The organism is Spirillospora sp. NPDC052242 (assembly GCF_040679555.1).
In the GTDB taxonomy this organism is placed as follows: Bacteria; Actinomycetota; Actinomycetes; order Streptosporangiales; family Streptosporangiaceae; genus Spirillospora.
In genome coordinates this window covers 71173-92568 of record NZ_JBFAUZ010000018.1, presented here as the reverse complement: position 1 = coordinate 92568, position 21396 = coordinate 71173, and the positions used below count along the sequence as shown (strand labels likewise).

Here is a 21396-nt window from a genome sequence, read left to right as displayed (position 1 = left end):
TGCCTACGGTGAGTAGGCGTCGGCGCGCCGATCGGCGGCCGATGTGACCGAACGCGACGAGCGAGGGGGCGGGACGGCATGGGGAGCGGCGGTCTGGACGGGAAGGCGGCGATCGTCACCGGGGGCGCGTCGGGCATCGGGGAGGCGATCACCCGGCTGTTCGTCGAGCGCGGCGCCCGGGTCGTCGTCGTGGACCTGCGGCGGGACGCCGGGGAGGCGCTCGCCCGGGAGTTCGGCGGCGCGGTGGCGTTCCGCCACGGCGACGTGTCCGACCGGGCCGTCGCGGACGGGGCGGTGGCGACGGCCGTCGAGCGGTTCGGCGGGCTCGACACGCTGATCAACAACGCGAGCGTGTCGCGGCAGCGTCCGTTCGTGGAGCAGACGGACGACGACTGGCGGCTCGCGATGGACAGCGGCCTCGGGGCGACGCGGAACTTCATGCTGGCGGCGTTCGAGGAGCTGAAGAAGGCCGATGGCGCGTCGGTGGTGAACTTCGGGTCCGGTGCCGGGCTGGACGGGCAGCGGAACCAGGCGTCCTACGCGGCCGCGAAGGAGGCGATCCGGGGCCTCAGCAGGGTCGTGGCGAACGAGTGGGCGGTGCACGGCATCCGCGTCAACGTCGTCTGCCCGATGGCGAAGACCGCCGGTGTCGCGCAGTGGGCGGAGGTGCATCCCCGGCAGTACGCGGAGTCGGCCGCGAAGGTGCCGCTGGGCCGGTTCGGCGACCCGCTCCGGGACGTCGCGCCCGTCGTCGCGTTCCTCGCCGGGGACGACGCCCGGTACATGACCGGCCAGACGGTCATGGCCGACGGCGGGGCGATCAAACTGCGCTGACGCAAAATACTCACGGGGTCGCTGACCTGCGATGTAATTGGTTTACACGCGAGGTGAAAACGGTGACTCGGGTAGTTGCGTTTCCTTCTGCGACCGCGTCGGACGCCGTAGACTCGTGGGGTGATCTTTAAGGCGGTGGGTGTGGGAAGGCCCTATCCGGACCACGGGCTCTCGTCCCGGGACTGGGCCAAGATCCCGCCTCGCCAGGTCCGCCTCGACCAGCTCGTCAGCACCAAGCGGGAGCTCGACCTGCAGTCGCTCCTCGCGAAGGACTCGACCTTCTACGGCGACCTGTTCCCCCATGTCGTCCAGTGGCGCGGCGAGCTGTACCTGGAGGACGGCCTGCACCGCGCCCTGCGCGCCGCCCTGCAGCAGCGGACCGTCCTGCACGCCCGCGTCCTCGACCTGGACGCCGTGGACGTCCGCGGCTGACGGCGCCCGCGGCCCCGGGGGCCTCGGGGGCCTCGGCTCAGCGGGTGCGGGCGGCGGCGGCGGGGACGGCGATCTCCTTCGCCTCGACGAGCGGACCGGCGCCGCCGAGGCGGATGAAGCCCGGGCGGGCGGCGAGGAGCCCGAAGGCGATCTCCGGCACGAGCAGCGCGAGCAGCAGGACGAGCGAGACGTCCCAGCCGCCGGTGGCGCTGTGCAGGACGCCCGCGGCGAGCGGGCCGAACCCGGCGAGCAGGTACCCGGCGGTCTGCGCCATCCCGGACAGCCGCGCGGCGACCGACGGGCTCGGCGAGCGCAGGCTCAGCAGCGTGTAGGCGAGCGGGAAGGCGCTGCCGACGCCGATGCCGAGCGTGACCGTCCACACCCAGCCGGCGGACGGCGCGAGGAGCATGCCGCCGAGGCCGACGACCATCACGGCGCCGATCGCGGCGACGACGACGCGCTGGTCGCGGAGCCGGGCGGCGAACACGGGGACGAAGAAGCCCAGCGGGATGCCGACGATCATCATGACGGAGACCATCATCCCGGCGGTGGCGGGGGCGTATCCGGCGTCCCGCATGATCTCCGGCAGCCAGGACATCAGCACGTAGAACATCAGCGAGGCCAGGCCCATGAACGCCGCGACGCACCAGGCGAGCGGCGAGCGCAGCAGGGAGCCGTCCGCCGGGCGGGCGGCGGTGCCGGGGACGTCCGCCGCGTCGGCGGCGCGCCGCCCGCGGAGCGCGAGCGGGCCCCACACCAGCGCGGCGACCAGGGACGGGACGGCCCAGACGGCGAGCGCGAGGCGCCAGCCGCCCGCGTGGTCGAGCGGCACCGCGAGCCCGGCGGCGATGGCGCCGCTCGCGGCCATCAGCATCATCGCGACGCCGGTCAGGGAGCCGACGCGGCGCGGGAACGCCCGCTTGATGACCGCGGGCATGAGGACGTTGCCCATCGCGATGCCGGCGCCCGCGAGGACCGTTCCAAGATAGAGCGCGGGCGCGTACGCGACGACGCGCAGCAGGATCCCCGCGGTGATCATGACGAGGGAGCCGGCGATGGCGACCTCGGTGCCGAGCCGGCGGGCCAGCACCGGCGCGAGGGACGCGAAGACGCCGAGGCACAGGACCGGGAGCGTGGTGAGGACGCTCACCCCGACGCCGGACAGCCCGAAGGCGTCCCGCAGCTCGCCGAGCACCGGGGAGATCCCGGTGATCGCGGCGCGCAGGTTGACGGTGAGCAGCACCAGCCCGGCCAGGGCCCACGCGGCTGTTGCGCGGGACGTCGCCGGGGCGGGGGCCGCCGTCGTGGCGGAGGGGTTCGTGGACGCGTTCATTTCACCTTCGTCGTGCGCTCGCGGCGCGGCTCTACGGAACGGGAATCGGTGGGAGGAATCGGGCGCGCCAGAGCGACGGCCCGCGATGGGGAGGGAGAAGGGGGCTCGCTGCGCGGCGTCTCGCTACGTGGCGGCCCCGGCCCCGCCGGGCGTCCCGACGGGGGGCGGCGGCTCCGGCGCGCCCGGCACGGCCGTGCCCGCGGGCTCCCCGCCGACCGCGCCCGTGTCGGAGGCGTCCGTGTCGGAGGCGTCCGCGTCGGAGGCATCGGGGGCGGCGGAGGCGAGGATCCGGTCGAGGCAGGCGTGGGTGGCGCGGGTGGCGGCCTCGGCGTCGCCGGCCTCGATGGCGCGGGCGATGGGCCCGTGCGGGACGTCCGCGTGCCGCAGCAGGGCGCCCGCGGCGCCGATGCTCGCGCGCAGCGCGGTGCTGAAGTCGCGGTAGAGGTCGGTGAGGACCCGGTTGTGGGTGGCCTCGACGACGGCGGTGTGGAAGGCGAGGTCGGCCTCGACGAACGCGGCGCGGTCGCCGGCGGCCCAGGCGGCGTCGCGGCGGGCGAGGGCGGCGGCGATCGCGGCGGTGTCGGCCTCGGTGCGGCGGGCGGCGGCGAGCCGGGCGGCCTCCACCTCCAGCCCGCGCCGGACCTCGAGGATCTCGATGAGCTCGGCCTTCTCCAGGCGCCGCCGGACGGCGCCGGACAGTTCGCTGGTGGCGCGCACATAGGTGCCGTCGCCCTGCCGGCTGTCGAGCAGGCCCGCGTGGGTGAGGGCGCGGACGGCCTCGCGGACGGTGTTGCGGCCGACGCCGAGGGTCTCCGACAGGACCGGCTCCGGCGGGATCTTCCCGCCGACCGGCCAGACGCCGTTCGCGATCTCGTCCCTCAGCTGGTCGATCACCTGGTCGACGAGCGAGGAGCGGCGCGTGGTGCGCAGCGTCATCGGCGGTCCCCTCACCTCACCCGGCCCTGCAGTCAGCCGGTCATCCCATGTCTCCATGTTAGGACCACCGAGGCCGAGCATTTATTCCGCGCGGCGACGGACCGCGACGAGCACGGATGCCGGGACGGGCTCCGGACGGGCGTCAGACGCGGCCGAGGTCGCAGTTCGCCTCGTGCGGGCGGCCCGCGCGCAGGCCGGTGGCCTCGAGCGCCTGCCGGTACGCGGCGGCCGCGCTCTCGCCGTCCTTGACCAGTTCGAACAGCTCGCCCATGTCGCGCAGCAGGTGCGCCGTCGTCCGTCCCGCCGGGAGCGTCTCCAGTTGCCCGGACGCGGCCCGGAGCACGACCTGCGCGGCCTGCGGGTCCCCCTGGGCGACGCGTGCGCGCGCGAGGACGAGACGTGCACGGACGGCCGTCCGAGTGCGCGCCACGAGATCCTGGCCGGGCTGCGTGGCCAGCGGACGGGACGAGATCGTGGTGTTCGGCGCCTGCAGGGCGAACCCCGTGTCCAGGAACCGTTCGAGCACCGCGATGGCCTCGTCGAGGCGCCCCACGAGGACGAGCGCGCGCGCACGGGCGATCGCGGACTCGGTGGCCTCGGCTCCGGTGAGCGCGGACGTCCGGTCCAGGAGTCCGAGCGCCTCGCGCGCGGCGTCGGCGGACCCCTCGGCGCGGGGCCGCCCGAAGGCGTCGGGGACGATCGAGGGGTCCTTCTCCGAGAACGGCGCGACGCCGCGGAGCAGCGCCTTCGCGGCGGCGAGGTGCAGGCGGGCGTCGGCGCGCGGCGGGGCGCCCTCGGTGCGGGCCGCGAGGGCCTGGTCGGCGAAGTACAGCGAGTCGCCGATCGCGCCCTCCTCCAGCGCGCGCAGGCTCGCACGCTGGTAGTGGACGCTCGTGGGTTCGTCCGCGCCCTCCGGGTACAGGAGCCGGCGGCCGATCTCGTGCGCGCGCGCCGGGTCGGACCGGTCCACGTACGCGAGGAGGAGGACGCGTCCCGCCTCGGTGTGCTCGCGTCCCACGCCCAGCCCGAGGACGCGGAGGCGTTCCATGGCGCGCTCGCCGAGCGCGATGGCCTGCCCGAGGTCGCCGACGGTGTGGTAGCAGCGGGCGAGCGCGATGACGGCGGGCAGCGTGCTGGCCCGGCCGGGGTCGCGTTCGGCCTGCTCGCGCAGCTCCTCGAACAGCCCGATGGCGAGGTCGGTGCGGCCGAGTTCCTCGAGGGCGCGGGCGCGGCCCCAGCGGGCGCGGGAGGTGAGGTCGGGGTCGTCGCTGCGCGCGATGACGTCGTCGAAGCCCTCCTCGGCGGCCGCCGGGTCGCCGCCCAGCAGGGCGAGGTGCGCGTGGCGCTCCCGGACCTCGAGGTGGGTGCGCTGCTCCGGCTCGACGCCCTCGGCGAGGTACTCGGGCGTGCAGCCGAGGCGCTCGGCCAGCATGCGCAGCACGGTCGGGGTCGGTGTGCGCTTGCCCGACTCGATCAAGGAGATGTAGCTGTCGGAAAGGTCGTGACCGGCGAGCTGTGCCTGCGACAAGCGTCTGGTCAGCCGCAGGTTGCGGACACGTTCGCCGACATTGCCTGGACCCGGCATGTGGACTCACTTAGCGGAAGTAATCAGGCGGCTGGGGTGCCGACATGATTGCACATTGCGGGTTAACGCACATCGAGAGTAACGAAGCGGGCCGCGGTCGGGCGGGGGTTCCGCTAGTCGTCCGGGTTCTTGTTGGGGAAGATCATCTCGCAGACCTCGAGATACAGCTGCTCGGGGTAGGGGAGGTAGTCGACGTTCGTGAGGGCCTGGTCCTGGCCGGCGGATTCCAGGACGAACTCGCCGTAGCCGAGCATCCGGCCGGTGATGGACCGTTTGAAGCTCATGTCGGTGACCTTGGCGAGCGGCATCATCGCGACCTTGCGGGTGAGAATGCCCGTGGTGAGCAGCATGCGCTGGTTCGTGATGACGAAGTAGTCGACCGACCATTCCGCGACGCGCCACACGAACCAGGCGAGCAGCGCGAGCCAGCCCCACCAGATCCACATGATGACGGCGCCGACGGTGTTGACCAGGACGCCCGCGATGATCAGGCCGCCGAGGACGAGCCCGACCGGGACCATCAGGACCGCGGGGTGGCGGCGGACCGTGATGACCTGGTTCTCGTGCGGCAGCAGGTACTTGTTGACGGACGCGGGGGCGGAGTCGCCGGGGGTGACCAGTCTCATCGCGGCTCAGCCGACCGCGTTGATGAAGGTGATCACGGAACCGGCGGCGTCGGCGAGGCCCCCGGCCACGGTCTCGACCGACCGCGTGGCGCCGTCCGGCTGCGTGACGACGTAGAACGCCACGAAGGCCGCCGCGGCCAACGTCAGGTACTTCTTGGCGGGCACGGCTGCCTCCCGGAGCACTTGACTCGAGACCCCGGATCAGTTTCGCACAGCCGCAACCCCCGGCAAAGGAAGGTCTATGGCGCGTTGTCGAGAGATGACCGGCTCGCCTTGCGGCGTTTCTCGGCCGCGACGGTCGCCAGCACCTCCAGATGCCGGCGCGCGATCCGCTCGACGAGGTCGGCGGGCGCCGACCCGACGACCTCCTCGGCGCCGTACCGGGCCGCGGAAACGCAGCGGGACACCGTCTCGGCGGCGTGCACCCCCGCGAACTCCTCGGTCAGCCGCTCGCCGATCGCCGCGTAGCGCGGCAGGTCCCCATCCCCGTGGTGAGCCATTGCGACATCCTCGAGCTCGCTCACGCCGCCCGGTCCGTAACGGTCCCCTGTGCCGCGGCGGCGGAGGGGAACGCGCACTGGCGTTCCGTGGAGGCTCAATACCCTCTACCAGGGCCGACGAACATCCTCGCGCACCCTTTGCGACCGCGTGGTCATCCGGACGGGCGCCGCGGGGACGCCGCCGGGACGCGAGCGGGCCGCGGGGGCGGTCAGACGACGCCGTAGAGCCGGTCCCCCGCGTCGCCGAGGCCCGGGACGATGAAGCCGTTCTCGTCCAGGTGCGAGTCGATCGCGGCGGTCACGACGCGGATCGGCGCGGTGATGTCGGTGAAGGCCTGCTCCAGGTGCTTCAGGCCCTCGGGCGCCGCCAGCAGGCAGATCGCGGTGACGTCGGTGGCCCCCCGCTGGCACAGCAGCCGGATCGCGGCGGCGAGGGTCCCGCCGGTCGCGAGCATCGGGTCCAGGACATAGCACTGGCGGCCGGACAGGTCGTCGGGCAGCCGCGTCGCGTACGTCTGCGCCTGCAGGGACCCCTCGTCGCGGATCATGCCGAGGAAGCCGACCTCGGCGGTGGGCAGCAGCCGGGTCATCCCGTCCAGCATGCCGAGGCCCGCGCGCAGGATCGGGACGACGAGCGGCTTCGGGCTGGCGAGCTGGACGCCCTCGGCGTCCACCAGCGGGGTGGGCACCGTGACCTCGGCGACCCGGACGTCGCGGGTGGCCTCGTAGGCGAGCAGGGTGACCAGCTCGTCGGCCAGCCGGCGGAACGTGGGCGAGTCGGTGCGCGAGTCCCGCAGGGTGGTGAGCTTGTGCGCGACGAGCGGGTGGTCGACGGCGAGGGTCTGCATGCGCACACGGTAGCCGACATGTGGCGTTCGTCCGGTCCGGGACGAGGCAGGATAGGACGCGGATGAGCTGGGCACGAAAGCGGTATGAGCCGCGACAGCGATCAGCAGCCGACGCCGCCGGGGCCGGCCCGCGACCCCGCGCCGGACTCGACCGACCCCTCCGTGAGCGACGTCACAGCCGGCCGGCGCGCCCCGGACCGCCGCGCCGAGGCCGAGGCGCGCCCGGGGGACGAGGGGCGCGCCGCGTCCCGTCCGGGTCCGCAGGGGGACATCTCGCCCGAGGAGGTGCGGGAGCATCTGCGCCGCCGGGCCGTGTTCCTCCGCGAACTCGCCGAGGCCCGCGAGCTGCGGCGCCGCGTCACGCCGCACCGGTCGCGGCGCGCCCGCATCCACGCGGCGCTGCGCCGCCGCACGTTCCGCATCAACTGACGCGTCCGCCGCACGCGGTGCGGCCGTCCGGCCCCGGCACCGATCGAGTAGGTTCGTTGGGCCGGGTGCCCAGACGCGCCGGGCTTCCGCGCCGGCCCGCCCCGAATTCGGCGGTGGGACGTACGGGGGCGCGCCGCATCTGCGAACATGCCCTGGCAGGAACCGCGCCGGTGGGGTGGACATGACGGATGTGGACGCGACGGATTTCGCCGTCGTGGTGTACCGGGAGGACGAAGCCTGGGAGGCCGAGGTGCTCCCGGTGGCGCTGACCGAGGACCTCGCGGGGCTGATCCATGCCCTGCGGCAGCAGCCGAGCCTGGGCGGCACGATCGGGCTGGTGGCGGTCGGCGACGACTTCTTCGTGGCGATCCGCCTGCTCGGCGACGAGGTGATGGTGTTCCTGTCGGACGTCACGGCGTCCGTGGACTGGCCGCTCGCCACGCAGGTCCTGGAATACCTGGACATTCCCGTCCCGGAGGACGAGGAACTCGACCAGGTCCTCCCGGTCGGCGACATGTCGATCTTCGCCGATCTCGGGCTGGACGAGATGGAACTCGGCGCGATCTCCGGCGACCTCGAGCTGTACCCGGACGAGATGCTGCTCAGCATCGCGGGCCGCATCGGCTTCGCGGCCGCGTTCGAACGCGCCGCCGACACCGTCGCCTGATCCGCGCGGGCACGGGCGTGACCCGCGCAACCCGTTGGGTAACAATGGGCACGTGTCCTCTTTCGCCGCAGTCTTCGCGCGGACCCCGCAGGGCTGGGTCGGCACCGAGGCCGTCCTCGCGGAGGCCGCGGACGTCGACGACGTCGCCGACCTGATGCGGGAGGCGGCCGTCGAGTCGTACGGCGACCCCGTCGTGCTGCTGGTCGAGGAGAACGACGACTGGTTCGCGGTCGTCCGGCTGGACGGCCAGGAGGAACCCCGCGCGTACGTCTCGACCGTCCGCGAGGACGGCCTCGCCACCCTGTTCCACCAGCTCGTCGGGGAGGTCCCCGACGGCGACCCGGGCGGCGACCCGGCCCTGCTGGACGACCTCGGCATCGACGCCGACGGCCTCGCCGACCTCGGCGAGCGGGCCCTGCCGGGCGACGCGCTGCTGACCGTCGCCGAACGCGCCGGGTTCGGCGAGGAGTTCGACCGGCTCCGTGACTGACGACCCCACGCCCGCGCTCGTCCCGGCGATGCGGCGCGCGCTGGACGAGGCGCGGCGCGCGGCGGACGCCGGCGAGATCCCCGTCGGCGCCGTCGTCCTCGACCCGTCCGGGGAGATCATCGGCACCGGGCGCAACGACCGGGAGCACAGCGGCGACCCGACCGGCCACGCGGAGATCGTCGCGCTGCGGGCCGCCGCGTCCGTCCGCGGCGAGTGGCGGCTGCCGGGCTGCACCCTCGTCGTGACGCTCGAACCCTGCACGATGTGCGCGGGCGCGTCCGTCCAGGCCCGCGTCGCCCGCCTCGTCTACGGCGCGGCCGACGAGAAGGCCGGTGCCGTGGGCTCGCTGTGGGACGTCGTCCGCGACCGCCGGCTCAACCACCGGCCCGAGGTCATCGCGGGCCTTCTCGCCGACGAGTGCGCCGCCCCGCTAATCGAGTTCTTCGCACGGCGCCGCGTCCGGTAGGCTCTTCCGCGGTGGTGTCGCCTAGTGGACGAGGGCGCACGCCTCGAAAGCGTGTGAAGGGCAACCTTCCGTGGGTTCGAATCCCACCACCACCGCCGCCGCGAAGGGCCGCGACCGTCTCCGGTCGCGGCCCTTCGCGTTTCGGGCGTCCCGCGGGTCAGGCGGCGGTCTGCGCGGCGACCTTCTCGATGGCCTTCACCGCGACGTCCGGGGTGTCGGTGTAGATGTAGTGCCCGGCCTTGGCGGCGACGCTGACCTCGGCCTTGCTCGACAGGCCCGTCCACTTCTGCTGGCCCGCGGTCCAGGCGTCCTCCAGCGCCTGCCCGTACTGCGGGAGGGCCGCCAGGTACGGCTGCCCGTGCTTGATCACCTCGACCGGGACGTCCCCGGCGGACTCGACCGGCCCGTCCTTGATCACGAGCTGCTCGGGGTTCTGCCCCTGGAAGATCGCGATGTTCTGCGCCCGCAGCTGCGCCGCCGGGCCCTGCGCCGACGCGGGGATGATCGTCGAGATGTCGGCGACCATCGTCGACGGCGTGGCGTCCATCAGGACCAGGCCCTTGACCCGGTCCGTGTGGTCGGGGGCGTACCGGGCGGCGATCAGCCCGCCCAGCGAGTGCCCGGCCAGCACCACCGGACGGTCGCCCGCGACCCGGTCGAGCACCCCGGTCAGCACCTTCCCGGTGCTGTCGAAGCTCTGCGGCCCGTCCGGCTTGGCGCTCGCCCCCGCACCGAGCCGGTCGTACGAGCAGACCCGGTGCTTCGCGCCCACCGACTTCTGCAGGGCGGCCATCTTGTCCACCCCGTCGCCCGCGCCGTGCAGCAGCACCACGACCGGCTCGCCGTCCGCCAGCTCACCGGAGCACGACACGTTCACCGACTTGCCGTCCACATCGAGCTTCTTGGCGCCGGTGAACGACTCGACCTTCGGGCCGGAGGCGAACGGGTCCCAGTTCTCCATCTCCTCGCTGTCGCAGCCGACGAGCCCGGCACCGAGCACGGCGGCGGAGAGGGCGGTCAGGGCGGCGGTCTTGACGGTGCGGAACATCGTTTCCTCCAGAGCGGGAGCCGGGGCGCTTGTCTCTCGCCTCGGCGCGGTGTCCGTGGCGACGAGAAGAACGCTATGGAATCGGCACCCCACGAATCGTCACCGCTCAGCGGACATTCCCCGGTAGCTCGCACGGGGGACAAGCCCCCGCCGCGCCGTCGAACCAGACCGTCTGGACGCGCCCGTCGGCGCGTATCCGGAACCGCTCCTGCCCCGGGCTCCCGACCTCACGCCACACCCGGACGGCCGCCTCGACAGGGTGCCCGTGTTGGACCGCTTGTGCTTGGCGTCGACGAGCCCGCCGTCGGCCGCGACGCCCATCTGCGTCACGGGGTCGATGCGCGTGGCGACGTATCCGGCGCCGGTCGCGTCCTTGTAGGGCGCCATGCGGCGCAGGCCCCAGGGGCGCACGGCCACGAGGGCGGCGGCGATCGGCGCCCCGGCGGGCAGGCGGTCGGCATTTTCGAACATCCAGTCCTCTTCCCTGTCGTGCTCGCGGGTGTGATCAGGGACGACGCCCTCTCAGCGGACGACGTCCACACTGCCGAGATGCGCTCCGCACCTGCCGAGGAATCGCCGAATCCGGTTGGGCGGCGGAAAGAACGGCTCGGGCTCTCGACGCCGCACGGCCCGCCCCGGCGGGGCCTGCGCCCGGCCGACCCTCGCCGGGACGCGCCGTGGCGGCGCGACGGCCCTCCGGTTCGACGGCGCCGTCGACGCACCTGGCCGGACGTCCGTCCGTCGGGCCCTCGGCGCCTGCGGCGGCCACGGCACGGCGATCCCTCGAACACGAGCGAGCAGCGCGCGTCCGTCCGCGAACTCCTCCAGGCGGTCGTCGTGCAGGAGCCAGAACGAGCCGGTGTACTCGCCCGCCCACGCCACCACGCCCGGCAGCACACCCCGACCGCGCGGCGGTCTCTTCCTGCCAGGTCTCGCCTGCGACGCCGTCACACTCGGCGTCGTCATGACTACATAGTGTTCGTAATGATTACTGATCGCAAGGCATCAGCAGCGACACGTGTGACCCAATCCGGCCACGAAGAGTTGTTTGCCGATCACACGGAGCGATACTGGCGCTATGCCCCCTTCGTACATCCCCTCGGTCCGTGCGCGTCGACTTGCGCGCAGCCTCAGAGAGTTCCGGGAGCAGGCGGAGCTGGGCGTGACGGCGGCAGCCGCTCGCCTGGGGTGGAGCCAGGGCAAGGTCAGCCATATCGAGAGCGCCCGTAACAAGCCCAATGAACGCGACGTTCAGTTGATGCTCAACCTCTATGGAGTGGGCAGCCCCGATCGAGAAGCCATCTTGAGCCTCGCCCGCGAAGCTGAAGAACGCGGGTGGTGGACCGACTACATCGATGTGCTCAACGGGCCGTACGTCGCATTGGAGGACGCGGCCTCGGAGATCGGCAATTGGGATCCTCAGGTGATCCCCGGCCTTCTGCAGACGCCGGACTACGCGCGGGAGATCATCAAAGCGGGCGACCTCGGCAAGTCCGATGACATCGAGCGCCGAATCCGTGCTCGTATGGTGCGGCAGACGATCCTCACCCGGGAGATCGATCCCCCGAGGCTCTGCGTCGTCCTCGACGAAGCCGTACTCGGCCGTCCGATCGGCGGACCGACCGTGTGGCGCGACCAGCTCCGCCGGCTTCTCTCCGATGCGCAGCGGCCCAATGTCACCATTCAGTTCCTACCGCAGTCGATCGGGACTCACTGCGGTTTGGAAGGGTCGCTGATCGTCCTCGGGTTCGCCGAACCCGCGGACCCCGACGTGGCGTATGCGGAGGGCTTCTTCGGTGTTGTCTACATGGAGAGTCCGCAACAAGTCGAGCATTGTAGGCTGGCGTTCGAGAAGATCTGCGAAGCGGCACTCACCCCGGAAAGTTCTCTCGAACTGATCGAGGCGGCGGCGAAGAGACGAGGCTTCGACCATCCATGCTGACCCTGCTAGAAGGACCCGGCGTCCGGTGGCGTAAGAGCACACGCAGCAAGGACGCCAACACATGCGTCGAGGTCACGGGCAACGTTACGGCCGGGGTCGGTCTGCGTGACTCCACCGATCCGCACGGGCCGAAGTTGCTGCTCGACCGGGCGGCCTTCGGTGCGCTACTCGGCGCCATCCGGTCGGGAGACCACGACCTTTGAGCGGCGGGGCGTCACCCCGCGATGCGCTCAACCGGCGGTGAGCCGGTAGCGAGGGCGGCGTCCCTCGGGGGCCATCACCATTTCCGACGCCGCGAAGGGCACGTCCTCCGCAACCAATGTTCTCGCCCGGCTAGTTCTCTAGCGGTGGGAGAACTCGGCTCTGAACTTGCGTGACCAAATGAACGGCTGGGCGCCGAGCCAGAGCAGGCCCAGAAGGAGGAGCGTGGCGATGAGGGGGGAGTTCTGTTCCGGTTCCAGGTCCGGGCCCGCCCCATACGCCCCATAGACGGGGACGATCCAGAGGAGGGCGACCAGGCCCTCGACGAGCACGGCCACGGTGAGCAGGACGCGGCGGGTGAGCGGGTCCGCCACCCGTGCGGCGAGCGACGGGTTCACCGCAGCGAAGGCGATCATGAGCGCGAGGGTGCTCAGGACCCAGGAGACCTCGAACCCGACGTGGGGATCGATGGCGGGGATGCCGCCGGGCCGCCGGCGCCCGTAGACGATGAGGATCTCCAGGTGAAGGCCGCCGAGGATCGCGAACATGAGGGTGAGGACGAGCGCCGGCCTGTGCGCCAGGAACCACAGCCCGCACATGAGGACGACCGCCACGACCACGGGCAGCAGCAGGAAGATCGATTCGCGCCAGAACAGCTCGATGGGAAGCGTCCCGGCGTCCCCTCTCCACGGCCCGGCGAAGAAGGCCAGGACGGCGACCGCGGTGCACAGGAGGGCGGCTCTGACGGTGGCCATCCGGTGGCGCCGGAGCGGGACGTCGCCGGGCGTGTGGAGGAGCGCGGTGCGGGACGGCCGGTGAAGGGTGGGCGGCTCGGCATCGGCCGTGGTGTCGGCGGTGCGGCCCAGGGCGGCTTCGAGCAGGTCGCGGACCTGGGCGGGGGCGAGCCGTTCGGCCGGGTCCTTGCGCAGCAGGCCGTCCAGGACCTGCGCCAGCGGGCCGCCGCAGCGGGGCGGGGCCGGCCGGGCGGTGGCGATGGCGACGAAGACGGCCCCGTGGCCGGGGCCGTCGAACGGGCGGCGGCCCTCGACCGCCGTGTAGAGGGTGGCGGCCAGGGACCACAGGTCGGAGGCCGGGGTGACGGTGCCGCCCCGCACCTGTTCGGGCGACATGTAGGCGGGGGTGCCCAGTACCGTGCCCGAACGGGTGATGGTGACGTCGCCCTCCAGGGCGGCGATGCCGAAGTCGGTGAGGAGCACCCGGTCGTCTTCGAGGAGCACGTTGGCGGGCTTGACGTCGCGGTGGACGACGCCCTGCGCGTGGGCGGCCGAGAGGGCGTCCAGCATCGCGAGCCCGATCGCGGCGACCCGGTTCGGGGGGAGTGATCCCTGCCCGGCCAGCAGGTCTTCGAGTGAGCGGCCGCGGACCAGCTCCATGACGATCCAGGGGCGGCCGTCGTCGCCCGTCACCCGGTCATGGACGGTCACGATGCCGGGGTGACGCAGGCGTGCGGCGGCGCGGGCCTCGCGGTCCATCCGGGCGTACCAGGCGCTCCGCTCCTGGTCGGTGACCTGGTCGGGCACCCGGAGCTCCTTGACGGCCACCTCGCGGTCGAGCTCGATGTCGTGGGCGTGCCACACCGAACCCATGCCGCCCTGGCCGATCCGGCCGAGTCTCCGGTACCGGCCCGCCAGTACCCCGTCGCCGTCCCAGCCCATGATCGGAATCTATCGGTGCGGAACGGTCACGAGAAGCGGCTGACAGACATCGGTGTCTGTCAGCCGGCGGTCACCAGGACGACGCCGGTGGCGGCGACGGCGAGGCCGACGCGCTGGACGGCGCGGAGGCGCTCGCTGTAGGCGATGCGGGCGAGGAGCACCGTGATCGCCGGGTAGAGGGACGTCAGGACGGCGGCGAGGCTGAGCAGGCCGTGCTGCGTGGCGACGACGAACAGGACGTTCGCGCCCGCGTCGAGGGTGCCGGAGAGCAGCGCGAGGGCGATCAGGGCGCGGCCGGACACCCGGGGGCCGAGGTTCCCGCCGCGGAGGCGGAGGGTGACGGCGACGGCGACCAGGACGACGGCGAGGTTGCCGACGCGTGAGCCGACGATCGGCCAGAGGCCGCCGTTCTCCCCGGCCGCGCCGAGGATGGTGAAGAAGACGCCGAAGCAGATGCCGGAGACGGCCGCCATGAGGGGGCCCGAGTCGGTGAGGCTCCGCTTCGCGGGCGCCTCGTCCTCCTTGTCCTCTTCCATGCTGACCATGCCGATGGCGAGGAGGCACAGCAGGACGCCCGCGATCACGATGGTCCCGAGCCGTTCGCCGCGCAGGACGCCGACGGCGACGGGGAGGACGGCGGCGGCGAGGGCCGAGACGGGGGCGACGACGCTCATCGGACCGCGGGCGAGCGCGCCGTAGAAGGTGATGAGGCCGGTGCCGCCGGCGATGCCCGCGCCGAATCCCCAGGCGAGGGACGTCGCCGTGGGGGCGCCGCCGTCGATGAGGGCCGCGGTGAGGACGACGACGAAGCCGACGGGGACGCACCACAGGAGCGCCTGGAGGGCGGTGGCGCGGCGGGACACGGCGCCGCCGAGGAAGTCGGCGACGCCGTAGGCGAGGGCGGCGCCGAGGGCGAGGATCGTCACCATGCGAGCAGCCGGGTGGCGATCCGGACGTCCGGGGAGATCTCGCGGAGCCGGGCGGTGAGGTCGTCGGCGGCGGCGTGGAGGCGGTCGAGGGGGTACGGCTCGAGGCGTTCCAGGAGGAACAGGGCGTTCTTGGTGTCCTCGGTGAGGCGGGTGCGGACGCACTGCCGCCAGTTCCAGCGGCGGCACGTGACGCCCTCGTCGTCGCGCCAGACGACCTCGCCCGGCTCGGGGTGCTCGACGGCCGGTTCGCCGGACGCGACGACGTCGAAGGGTTCGTCGCCGGTGGCGCGGACGAGGCGGGCGGGGCCGCGGTAGGCGTCGAGGTCCTCGCCGCCGATCGGCAGCGCGTGCTCGACGCTGATCGCGTTGTAGGCGTCCACGACCCGGTTGATGGACGGGACGGCGCGGCGCATGAGGGCGTCGACGGACGGGCGTGTGCGCTTCGGCTTCGCGCCGAACGCCCGGTACGCTTCCCGCCACGCCTCGACGTGCGGGTTCGCGGGGTCGGCGTGTTCCGCGGCGCGTTCGAGCCAGCCGGTCGAGGTGGCGTCGCCCGGCCCGTTCGCCAGCCCTTCCGCGGTCATGGCGAGGACGGCGAAGTCGGGCCGCAGTTCGCGTACGGCCTCGTCCACGGTGATCCGCTCCAGCATTTCCCTCTCCCGGTCATTTTGATGAACTCGACGGTCATTGTATCGACCGGCTCGGGCGGTGGCATCCTGGTAACCGCGTTGAGGAGGATGCGTGGGCGAACAGGGCGCGATCGGTGAGGCCGTGGCGCGGACGGTCCGGGCGCTGCGGGCCGGGCACGGCTGGAGCCTGGACGAGCTGGCCGGCCGGGCGGGCGTCAGCAAGGGCGTGCTCGTCGGGCTGGAGCAGGGGCGCGGCAACCCGAACCTCGGCACCCTCATCCGGATCTCGGACGCGCTCGGCGTCCCGCTGACCCGGCTGGTGCAGGTCGAGGAGGAGCCGCCGGTGCGGATGTTCCCGCCGGAGCGGCACGTGGTGCTGTGGGAGGGCGAGCACGGGGGCCGGGGCACGCTCCTGGCGGGCAGCGACCCGCGGCCGTCGCTGGAGCTGTGGCGCTGGGAGCTGCGGCCGGGCGAGACGCGCGACAGCGACCCGCACGTGCCCGGCACCAAGGAGATCGTCTACGTGGAGGACGGCGTCCTGACGCTGGGCGTGGACGGGCGCACCGACCTCGTCGAGGCGGGCGCGGCCGCCGTGTTCGTCGGCGACCGGCCGCACTCGTACGCGAACGCGGGCGACCGGGACGTCCGGTTCGTCCTGGCGGTGCTGGACCTCTAGGTCAGGAGGTGAGCCGGACCGGCATCGCGAGGTAGCGGAAGCCGGTGTCGTGGTCGGCGGAGTCCTCCTCGTCGGGGATCCCGGTGATCAGCGCGGCCTTCGTCGGGCCCGCGCACTCGACGCGCGTCCACTCGGTGCGGATGCCGGCGAGCGCGTCCAGGAGGTACTGGGGGCTGAACGCGATGTCGATCTCGTCGCCGTCGAGTTCGGCGCCGAGGGCCTCGTTGGCGCGGGCCGAGTCGCCCGCGGCGGCGCGGATCCGCACCTCGCCGGGCGTGAACGCCAGCCGGACGGGCGTGCCCCGGTCGGTGACGAGCGCCGCCCGCTTGATCGCCTCGACGAACGGGGCGGTGCGGACGCGCGCGGTCGACGTCCACTCGCCGGTGAGGCGGGCCCGGTAGTTGATGTACTGGTCGTCGAGGAGGCGGCTGGTCATCGTGCGGCCGGATCCGGAGATGCCGATGAGGGCCTCACCGGAGCCGCCGAGGTCGATCGTGACCTCGGCGCCCTGCCGGATGGCCTTCGCGGTGTCGGCGAGGGTGCGGGCCGGGACGACGACGCCCGCGGTGAAGCCGGGGTCGGCGGGCGACCAGGTCAGCTCGCGGGCGGCGATGCGGTACCGGTCGGTGCAGGCGAGCCACATGGTGTCGCCCTCGATGTCGATGCGGGCGCCGGTCAGCATCGGCAGCGTATCGTCGCGGCCCGCGGCCACGACGACCTGCGCGACGGCCTCCGCGAACAGATCGCCCGGGATCGTGCCCGCGCGGGCGGGCGGCTCGGGGAGGGTCGGGTAGTCCTCGACGGGCATCGTGAGCAGGCCGAACTCGGCGGGCCCGCACCGGACGACGACCTCGGAGCCCTTCGTGAAGATCTCCACGGGCTGGGCGGGGAGGCTCTTCACGATGTCGGACAGCAGCCGGCCCGGGACGAGGACCCGGCCGGGCTCGGCGATCTCCGCGTCGATCCGGGCGCGGGCCGACACCTCGTAGTCGAATCCCGCGAGGGCGAGTTCGCCGTCGCCGGCCTCGATCAGCATCCCCGCGAGGACCGGCACGGCCGGACGGGACGGCAGCGTCCGCGCGGCCCACGCGACCACCTCGGCGAGCGTCTGCCGGTCGACTCGGAACTCCATCTGACCTGCCCTTTCGCGATACCGCACGGACCGGGGACCGGCCCGTGCCCGCACGCTATCCGAGGGGGCCGACAGAACCGTCCGGTCTCAGAAGAGCGCGGGTTCGGCGCCGTGCCGCACCCCGCGTTCGAAGTCCAGCAGGTACCGCTTGCGCTCGATGCCCCCGCCGTACCCGGTGAGGTCGCCGTTGGAACCGACGACCCGGTGGCAGGGGACGATCACGCTGATCGGGTTCTTGCCGTTGGCGAGGCCGACGGCGCGGGACGCGGTCGGGCTGCCGATCTCCTGCGCCAGCTCGCCGTAGGTGACGGTCTCCCCGTAGGGGATGTGCTGGAGCGCCGCCCAGACGCGCTGCTGGAACGGGGTGCCGTTCATGGCGATCGGCACGTCGAACTCGGTGAGGTCCCCGGCGAAGTAGGCGTCGAGCTGTTCCGCGACTTGCGCGAACGGCTTTTCGCCTGGGTCGTCCGTGGGGAATCCGAACGTTTCCTGGGCGGGGCGGTGCCGCTGGTCCTGCATGTAGAGGCCGGACAGGGCGCCGTCGGTGACCACCACCGTGAGCGGCCCCACTTTGCTTTCCAGGACGGTGTGCGTTGTCCGCATGTCAGCTCCTTTAGGAGGCGGGCAGGTAGTTGATGGCGTGGTCGCCGGTCGCCCACAGGTACTGGACGGCGTAGGCGCGCCACGGTCGCCACGCTTCGGCATGGCGGGTGAGGGCGGCCGGGGTGTGCGGGAGGCCGAGCGTGCGGGCCGCCCCGCGCACACCGAGGTCGCCGGGGATGAACGCGTCGGGGTCGCCCAGCGCGCGCATGGCGATGGTCTCGATCGTCCACGGTCCGAAACCGGGGAGTGTCGCCAAGCGCGCGCGGGCCGATTCCCAGTCGCTCCCGACGCTGAGGTCGATGTCGTCCTGCGCGAGGGCGTCCACGAGGGCCGCCAGGGTGACGCGGCGGGACCGGGGGAACGCGAGGGTCTCCGGGTCGAGGTCCGCGAGCGCCTCGGGCGTCGGGAACAGGTGCGTCAGTCCGCCCGCGTCGCCGAGCGGGTCGTCGATCGGCTCGCCGTGCGCGACGACGAGCCGCGCCGCGTGCGTCCGGGCCGCCGCGACCGACACCTGCTGCCCGAGGACGGCCCGCACGGCGAACTCGGGGCCGTCCGCGGCGCGCGGCACCCGCCGCCCCGGCGCCTTGCGGACGAGCGGCGCGAGGACCGGGTCGGCGCGGAGTTGGTCGTCGACGGCGACCGGGTCGGCGTCGAGGTCGAGCAGCCACCGGCACCGGCTGATCGCGATGGTGAGGTCGCGCAGGTCGGTGAGCGCGAGCGTGCAGGCGACGTACTCGGGGTGCGGGCGCAGGGACGCGACGCCGTGCCCGTGCGGCAGCCGGAGCGCCCGGCGGAACGCGCCGTCCCGCCACTCCTCGACCCCGGGCACCGCCGTCGCCGCCAGGTGCCCGAACAGGTTGTCGGGGCACAGCGGCGCCCGGAACGGCAGCCGGAACGACAGGGTGCCGGACCCGGCCGGCGGGTGCCCCTTCGCGACCCGGGCGCGCAACTCGGTGGGCGTGAGGGCGAACACCTCCCGGACGGTGTCGTTGAACGCCCGGATGCTCGCGAACCCGGCGGCGAACGCGACGTCGCCCATCGGCAGCGGCGTCGTCTCGATCAGCAGCCGCGCGGTCTGGGCGCGCTGCGCGCGCGCCAGCGCGAGGGGTCCGGCGCCGAGTTCGGCGTTGAGCTGCCGTTCGATCTGGCGCGTGCTGTATCCGAGTCTCCGCGCGAGGCCGGGGACGCCCTCGCGGTCGACCGCGCCGTCCGCGATGAGCCGCATGGCGCGGGCGACGACGTCCGCGCGGTGGTTCCATTCGGGCGAGCCGGGGCTGGCATCGGGGCGGCACCGCTTGCACGCCCGGAACCCGGCCTGCTGCGCCGCCGCCGCGCTCGGGTAGAACCGCATGTTCTCCGCCTTCGGCGGCACGGCCGGGCAGCTCGGCCGGCAGTAGATCCCCGTCGTCACCACCCCGGTGAAGAACCACCCGTCGAACCGGGCGTCCTTCGACCGGACGGCGCGCACGCACCTCTCCACGTCCTCGTGCATGCTCCCCAGCATCCTCGACGGCCACGGGCGTCCACTAGCGGAAAACCGACATCAGCGTTGCGACTCGACTAAACAGTTGTTTAGTATCCTAAACATGCGTTCAGTCGACGACGACCGCACCGCCCGCGCCGCCATCCGCGACGAGGCCCTGCGCCTGTTCGCCCTCGACGGCCCCGACCGGGTCACCGTCCGCCGGATCGGGGAGGCCGCGGGCGTCTCCGCCGCCCTGGTCGTCCACCACTTCGGGTCGAAGGAGGCGCTCCGCGAGACCGTCGACCGGCACGTGGTGGGCCTGCTGGAGGGGATCTTCGACGAGCTCGCCGCCAACCCGGATCCGGCGGACGACGGCCGCGCGTCGCTCGCCGACGCGCTGCTGCGCCGGCTGCCGCCCGACTCCCCCGTGCCCGCCTACCTCGCGCGGCTGCTGCCCGGCGACGACCCGGCCGGCGCGCGCCTGTTCCGCCGCCTGTTCGAGGCGGCCCGGCGGCACGCCCCGACCCCCGAACGCGCCGCGTTCCTGCTGGTCAACGACCTCGCGGTGCTCCTGCTGCGGCACCGCATCGCGGACGTCCTCGGCACCGACCCGCTGTCCCGCGAGGGCCTCGCCCGCTGGACCGCCGAGGCCGCGACCGGCTACGAGAAGGGCCGCACGTGAAACCGAGCTGGTTCTTCGGCGTCGACCCGACCCGCGGCGAGCGCGCCCTCGCGCACCTCGCGGGCGCCTTCGGCGTCGCCGCGTCCCTCGGGCTCGGCCTCGACGCGGGCTGGTCGTGGTGGCGGCTCGCCGTCGTCGCGGTGATCGCGTACGACCTCGCGGGCGGCGTCGTCGCCAACGGCCTCGACTCCGCGAAGCGCTTCTACCACGGGCCCCTGCCGCTTCCGCCCACCCGCGTGAACCGGTTCCTGCACGACGAGATCGGCTTCGCCGCCGCCCACGTGCAGCCGATCGCCGTCGGGCTCCTCTTCGGCGCCGCGTGGTGGTGGGGGCCGCTCTGGTACGCGTGGGCCCTCGCCGGGGTCGTCCTCGTCGCCCGCGCGCCCCGCCGCCTCGCCCGTCCGGTCGCGCTGCTGGCCGTCCTCACCGGGGCGATGCTCGCCCCCGCGATCCCCGCCCCCGACGGGCTCGCGTGGCTCCCGGTCGTCCTGCTGCTCAAGCTCGTCGTCGCCCACGCCGTCCCCGAACGTCCCCACGCCCCCGGACGGCCCCAAGCCGTCGGATGACGGTGGCACACTCCGGCGCATGGATCACGACCTCGAAGCCGTCATCGGCGACCCGGAGGCGGTCGAGCGGCACGCGCGCGCCAACATCGAGGCGCTGCGCGGCGAACTCGAAGCCGGACTCCGCTCCGAACTCGCGCACCTCGGCTGGGACGGGAAGGTCCTGGTCGAAGACGACCCCCACCTCTACCTGGCCGGACCCGGGCAGCTCCCCTTCCTGCTCTCCACCTCCACGGAACCGCCCGGCGCCACGTACGGGTGGGAGAAGAAGTCCGTCCTGATGCCGGGCGTGCCGCCGGACGTGGTGCGGGCGGCGGCCGACGGCGACCGCTGGGCCCCCCGCGCCGACGGGACGCGCCTCTCCTGGGACGAGCTGCTGAGGTGGCTCACCGAAGACGCCGTCAGATGGGAGATGTACCTGGTCAACATCCTCGCCTTCCTCGACGACGTGGCCGCGCGGGGCGGGCCCCGCGTCGAGGGCCGCGAACTGTCCGTGGACGTCGACTCGGCGGGCGGCGACGACGTCGAGCCATACTGGGTGCCCGTCGGCGGCGAGCGGCTCACCGTCTTCATGCACGGCGACGTCCTCGGCCGCGACTCCACCCAGCCCGTGGGCCTGGACGACGAGGACTACTTCTCCTGGAACGAGGCCGTCGACGCGTTCGTCCGGCTGGCCGCCGAAGTCGCCGCCTGACGGGCGCCCG

General features: G+C 73.2%; 26 protein-coding genes, 1 tRNA gene and 1 pseudogene. 13 read left to right on the top strand and 15 right to left on the bottom strand.

Annotation, left to right across the window (positions count from 1 at the left end; translation table 11 throughout):
* Positions 1–78: 78 nt before the first annotated feature.
* Together AB0L25_RS17085 and AB0L25_RS17080 are read left to right on the top strand one after the other, a co-directional pair.
* Positions 79–834, top strand: a complete 756-nt coding sequence (locus AB0L25_RS17085; protein WP_500173017.1) for an SDR family NAD(P)-dependent oxidoreductase — start codon at positions 79–81, stop codon at positions 832–834.
* A 120-nt stretch (positions 835–954) separates the two neighbouring features.
* Positions 955–1266, top strand: a complete 312-nt coding sequence (locus AB0L25_RS17080) for a type II toxin-antitoxin system VapB family antitoxin (RefSeq protein ID WP_192759012.1) — start codon at positions 955–957, stop codon at positions 1264–1266.
* A gap of 37 nt (positions 1267–1303) precedes the next feature.
* Here AB0L25_RS17080 and AB0L25_RS17075 read toward each other — a convergent pair whose 3' ends face one another.
* The 7 genes and pseudogenes from AB0L25_RS17075 to upp form a co-directional block, all read right to left on the bottom strand.
* Positions 1304–2599, bottom strand: coding sequence for a CynX/NimT family MFS transporter (locus tag AB0L25_RS17075; protein WP_500173015.1), 1296 nt, complete (start codon positions 2597–2599; stop codon positions 1304–1306).
* A 276-nt stretch (positions 2600–2875) separates the two neighbouring features.
* Positions 2876–3535, bottom strand: a pseudogene (locus AB0L25_RS17070) (FadR/GntR family transcriptional regulator); the annotation flags it as partial.
* Between the two features lie 142 nt (positions 3536–3677).
* Positions 3678–5120, bottom strand: a complete 1443-nt coding sequence (locus tag AB0L25_RS17065; RefSeq protein ID WP_500173013.1) for a tetratricopeptide repeat protein — start codon at positions 5118–5120, stop codon at positions 3678–3680.
* Positions 5121–5233: 113 nt separating this feature from the next.
* Positions 5234–5746 (bottom strand): PH domain-containing protein, encoded by a 513-nt coding sequence (locus tag AB0L25_RS17060; RefSeq protein ID WP_500173011.1) that lies wholly within the window; start codon positions 5744–5746, stop codon positions 5234–5236.
* 6 nt (positions 5747–5752) lie between these two features.
* A complete protein-coding gene (locus AB0L25_RS17055) occupies positions 5753–5911 on the bottom strand; it encodes a hypothetical protein (protein WP_500173009.1) in 159 nt (52 codons plus the stop codon).
* Positions 5912–5985: 74 nt separating this feature from the next.
* Entirely contained in the window at positions 5986–6246 is a 261-nt protein-coding gene (locus tag AB0L25_RS17050; protein WP_500173007.1) for a hypothetical protein, read from the bottom strand.
* Positions 6247–6455: 209 nt separating this feature from the next.
* Positions 6456–7094: a uracil phosphoribosyltransferase gene (upp, locus tag AB0L25_RS17045; RefSeq protein ID WP_500173005.1), complete on the bottom strand. Its 639-nt coding sequence runs from the start codon at positions 7092–7094 to the stop codon at positions 6456–6458.
* Between the two features lie 162 nt (positions 7095–7256).
* On the opposite strand from upp, the gene AB0L25_RS17040 reads away from it, so the two are divergent.
* From AB0L25_RS17040 to AB0L25_RS17020, 5 genes are all read left to right on the top strand, one after another.
* Positions 7257–7523, top strand: coding sequence for a hypothetical protein (locus AB0L25_RS17040; protein ID WP_500173003.1), 267 nt, complete (start codon positions 7257–7259; stop codon positions 7521–7523).
* Positions 7524–7704: 181 nt separating this feature from the next.
* Entirely contained in the window at positions 7705–8190 is a 486-nt protein-coding gene (locus AB0L25_RS17035; RefSeq protein WP_500173001.1) for a tRNA adenosine deaminase-associated protein, read from the top strand.
* A gap of 52 nt (positions 8191–8242) precedes the next feature.
* Positions 8243–8680 (top strand): tRNA adenosine deaminase-associated protein, encoded by a 438-nt coding sequence (locus tag AB0L25_RS17030; protein ID WP_500172999.1) that lies wholly within the window; start codon positions 8243–8245, stop codon positions 8678–8680.
* Between the two features lie 28 nt (positions 8681–8708).
* Positions 8709–9146 carry a tRNA adenosine(34) deaminase TadA gene (gene tadA, locus AB0L25_RS17025; protein WP_500173106.1) on the top strand — a complete coding sequence of 146 codons (438 nt, stop codon included), beginning with the start codon at positions 8709–8711 and terminating at the stop codon, positions 9144–9146.
* A gap of 10 nt (positions 9147–9156) precedes the next feature.
* A tRNA-Ser gene (locus AB0L25_RS17020) sits at positions 9157–9241 on the top strand.
* 62 nt (positions 9242–9303) lie between these two features.
* Here AB0L25_RS17020 and AB0L25_RS17015 read toward each other — a convergent pair.
* Both AB0L25_RS17015 and tgmA read right to left on the bottom strand, forming a co-directional pair.
* The gene (locus AB0L25_RS17015; protein ID WP_500172997.1) at positions 9304–10194 is read right to left on the bottom strand and encodes an alpha/beta fold hydrolase; all 891 of its coding nucleotides are present in this window, start codon (positions 10192–10194) and stop codon (positions 9304–9306) included.
* Positions 10195–10293: 99 nt separating this feature from the next.
* Positions 10294–10665 (bottom strand): putative ATP-grasp-modified RiPP, encoded by a 372-nt coding sequence (tgmA, locus tag AB0L25_RS17010; protein WP_500172995.1) that lies wholly within the window; start codon positions 10663–10665, stop codon positions 10294–10296.
* A 607-nt stretch (positions 10666–11272) separates the two neighbouring features.
* Here tgmA and AB0L25_RS17005 point away from each other — a divergent pair.
* Together AB0L25_RS17005 and AB0L25_RS17000 are read left to right on the top strand one after the other, a co-directional pair.
* On the top strand, positions 11273–12136 hold the full coding sequence (locus tag AB0L25_RS17005; protein WP_500172993.1) for a helix-turn-helix domain-containing protein: 864 nt from the start codon (positions 11273–11275) through the stop codon (positions 12134–12136).
* A complete protein-coding gene (locus AB0L25_RS17000; RefSeq protein ID WP_500172991.1) occupies positions 12130–12339 on the top strand; it encodes a DUF397 domain-containing protein in 210 nt (69 codons plus the stop codon). Before AB0L25_RS17005 ends, AB0L25_RS17000 begins: the two co-directional genes overlap by 7 nt.
* A 138-nt stretch (positions 12340–12477) precedes the next feature.
* Here the strand turns inward: AB0L25_RS17000 and AB0L25_RS16995 are convergent, their stop codons facing one another.
* The 3 genes from AB0L25_RS16995 to AB0L25_RS16985 are packed head-to-tail and all read right to left on the bottom strand — an operon-like array spanning position 12478 to position 15592.
* Entirely contained in the window at positions 12478–14013 is a 1536-nt protein-coding gene (locus tag AB0L25_RS16995; protein WP_500172989.1) for a serine/threonine-protein kinase, read from the bottom strand.
* Between the two features lie 59 nt (positions 14014–14072).
* Positions 14073–14942: an EamA family transporter gene (locus AB0L25_RS16990; protein WP_500172987.1), complete on the bottom strand. Its 870-nt coding sequence runs from the start codon at positions 14940–14942 to the stop codon at positions 14073–14075.
* Positions 14936–15592, bottom strand: coding sequence for a B3/B4 domain-containing protein (locus AB0L25_RS16985; RefSeq protein WP_500172985.1), 657 nt, complete (start codon positions 15590–15592; stop codon positions 14936–14938). Before AB0L25_RS16985 ends, AB0L25_RS16990 begins: the two co-directional genes overlap by 7 nt.
* Positions 15593–15683: 91 nt before the next feature.
* Between AB0L25_RS16985 and AB0L25_RS16980 the strand changes: the two genes are divergently transcribed.
* Positions 15684–16247 carry a helix-turn-helix domain-containing protein gene (locus AB0L25_RS16980; RefSeq protein ID WP_500172983.1) on the top strand — a complete coding sequence of 188 codons (564 nt, stop codon included), beginning with the start codon at positions 15684–15686 and terminating at the stop codon, positions 16245–16247.
* Position 16248: 1 nt separating this feature from the next.
* On the opposite strand, the gene dnaN is transcribed toward AB0L25_RS16980, so the two are convergent.
* The 3 genes from dnaN to AB0L25_RS16965 all read right to left on the bottom strand — a co-directional run bounded on the left by dnaN (position 16249) and on the right by AB0L25_RS16965 (position 19474).
* Positions 16249–17379 carry a DNA polymerase III subunit beta gene (gene dnaN, locus AB0L25_RS16975; protein WP_500172981.1) on the bottom strand — a complete coding sequence of 377 codons (1131 nt, stop codon included), beginning with the start codon at positions 17377–17379 and terminating at the stop codon, positions 16249–16251.
* Positions 17380–17466: 87 nt separating this feature from the next.
* Positions 17467–17982 carry a methylated-DNA--[protein]-cysteine S-methyltransferase gene (locus AB0L25_RS16970; RefSeq protein ID WP_500172979.1) on the bottom strand — a complete coding sequence of 172 codons (516 nt, stop codon included), beginning with the start codon at positions 17980–17982 and terminating at the stop codon, positions 17467–17469.
* Between the two features lie 10 nt (positions 17983–17992).
* Positions 17993–19474: an AlkA N-terminal domain-containing protein gene (locus AB0L25_RS16965; protein ID WP_500172977.1), complete on the bottom strand. Its 1482-nt coding sequence runs from the start codon at positions 19472–19474 to the stop codon at positions 17993–17995.
* 94 nt (positions 19475–19568) lie between these two features.
* On the opposite strand from AB0L25_RS16965, the gene AB0L25_RS16960 reads away from it, so the two are divergent.
* The 3 genes from AB0L25_RS16960 to AB0L25_RS16950 are packed head-to-tail and all read left to right on the top strand — an operon-like array spanning position 19569 to position 21386.
* Positions 19569–20129: a TetR/AcrR family transcriptional regulator gene (locus AB0L25_RS16960; RefSeq protein WP_500172975.1), complete on the top strand. Its 561-nt coding sequence runs from the start codon at positions 19569–19571 to the stop codon at positions 20127–20129.
* Complete coding sequence (locus AB0L25_RS16955; RefSeq protein WP_500172973.1) at positions 20126–20695, top strand: hypothetical protein; 570 nt, start codon at positions 20126–20128, stop codon at positions 20693–20695. The genes AB0L25_RS16960 and AB0L25_RS16955 overlap by 4 nt, the downstream gene beginning before the upstream one ends.
* Before the next feature lie 19 nt (positions 20696–20714).
* Positions 20715–21386: a hypothetical protein gene (locus AB0L25_RS16950; protein ID WP_500172971.1), complete on the top strand. Its 672-nt coding sequence runs from the start codon at positions 20715–20717 to the stop codon at positions 21384–21386.
* The last annotated feature ends 10 nt before the right edge of the window (positions 21387–21396 follow it).

Bases quoted from the DNA above. Each gene is read 5' to 3' on its own strand.
- AB0L25_RS16985 (WP_500172985.1), bottom strand. From the start codon at position 15,592: ATGCTGGAGCGGATCACCGTGGACGAGGCCGTACGCGAACTGCGGCCC.
- AB0L25_RS16950 (WP_500172971.1), top strand. From the start codon at position 20,715: ATGGATCACGACCTCGAAGCCGTCATCGGCGACCCGGAGGCGGTCGAG.
- AB0L25_RS17000 (WP_500172991.1), top strand. From the start codon at position 12,130: ATGCTGACCCTGCTAGAAGGACCCGGCGTCCGGTGGCGTAAGAGCACA.
- AB0L25_RS16960 (WP_500172975.1), top strand. From the start codon at position 19,569: ATGCGTTCAGTCGACGACGACCGCACCGCCCGCGCCGCCATCCGCGAC.
- tadA (WP_500173106.1), top strand. From the start codon at position 8,709: ATGCGGCGCGCGCTGGACGAGGCGCGGCGCGCGGCGGACGCCGGCGAG.
- AB0L25_RS17065 (WP_500173013.1), bottom strand. From the start codon at position 5,120: ATGCCGGGTCCAGGCAATGTCGGCGAACGTGTCCGCAACCTGCGGCTG.
- AB0L25_RS17005 (WP_500172993.1), top strand. From the start codon at position 11,273: ATGCCCCCTTCGTACATCCCCTCGGTCCGTGCGCGTCGACTTGCGCGC.
- AB0L25_RS17035 (WP_500173001.1), top strand. From the start codon at position 7,705: ATGACGGATGTGGACGCGACGGATTTCGCCGTCGTGGTGTACCGGGAG.
- AB0L25_RS16995 (WP_500172989.1), bottom strand. From the start codon at position 14,013: ATGGGCTGGGACGGCGACGGGGTACTGGCGGGCCGGTACCGGAGACTC.
- AB0L25_RS16990 (WP_500172987.1), bottom strand. From the start codon at position 14,942: ATGGTGACGATCCTCGCCCTCGGCGCCGCCCTCGCCTACGGCGTCGCC.
- AB0L25_RS17015 (WP_500172997.1), bottom strand. From the start codon at position 10,194: ATGTTCCGCACCGTCAAGACCGCCGCCCTGACCGCCCTCTCCGCCGCC.
- AB0L25_RS16970 (WP_500172979.1), bottom strand. From the start codon at position 17,982: ATGCGGACAACGCACACCGTCCTGGAAAGCAAAGTGGGGCCGCTCACG.
- AB0L25_RS16965 (WP_500172977.1), bottom strand. From the start codon at position 19,474: ATGCACGAGGACGTGGAGAGGTGCGTGCGCGCCGTCCGGTCGAAGGAC.
- AB0L25_RS17085 (WP_500173017.1), top strand. From the start codon at position 79: ATGGGGAGCGGCGGTCTGGACGGGAAGGCGGCGATCGTCACCGGGGGC.
- AB0L25_RS17075 (WP_500173015.1), bottom strand. From the start codon at position 2,599: ATGAACGCGTCCACGAACCCCTCCGCCACGACGGCGGCCCCCGCCCCG.
- dnaN (WP_500172981.1), bottom strand. From the start codon at position 17,379: ATGGAGTTCCGAGTCGACCGGCAGACGCTCGCCGAGGTGGTCGCGTGG.
- upp (WP_500173005.1), bottom strand. From the start codon at position 7,094: ATGCAGACCCTCGCCGTCGACCACCCGCTCGTCGCGCACAAGCTCACC.
- AB0L25_RS17060 (WP_500173011.1), bottom strand. From the start codon at position 5,746: ATGAGACTGGTCACCCCCGGCGACTCCGCCCCCGCGTCCGTCAACAAG.
- tgmA (WP_500172995.1), bottom strand. From the start codon at position 10,665: ATGTTCGAAAATGCCGACCGCCTGCCCGCCGGGGCGCCGATCGCCGCC.
- AB0L25_RS17050 (WP_500173007.1), bottom strand. From the start codon at position 6,246: ATGGCTCACCACGGGGATGGGGACCTGCCGCGCTACGCGGCGATCGGC.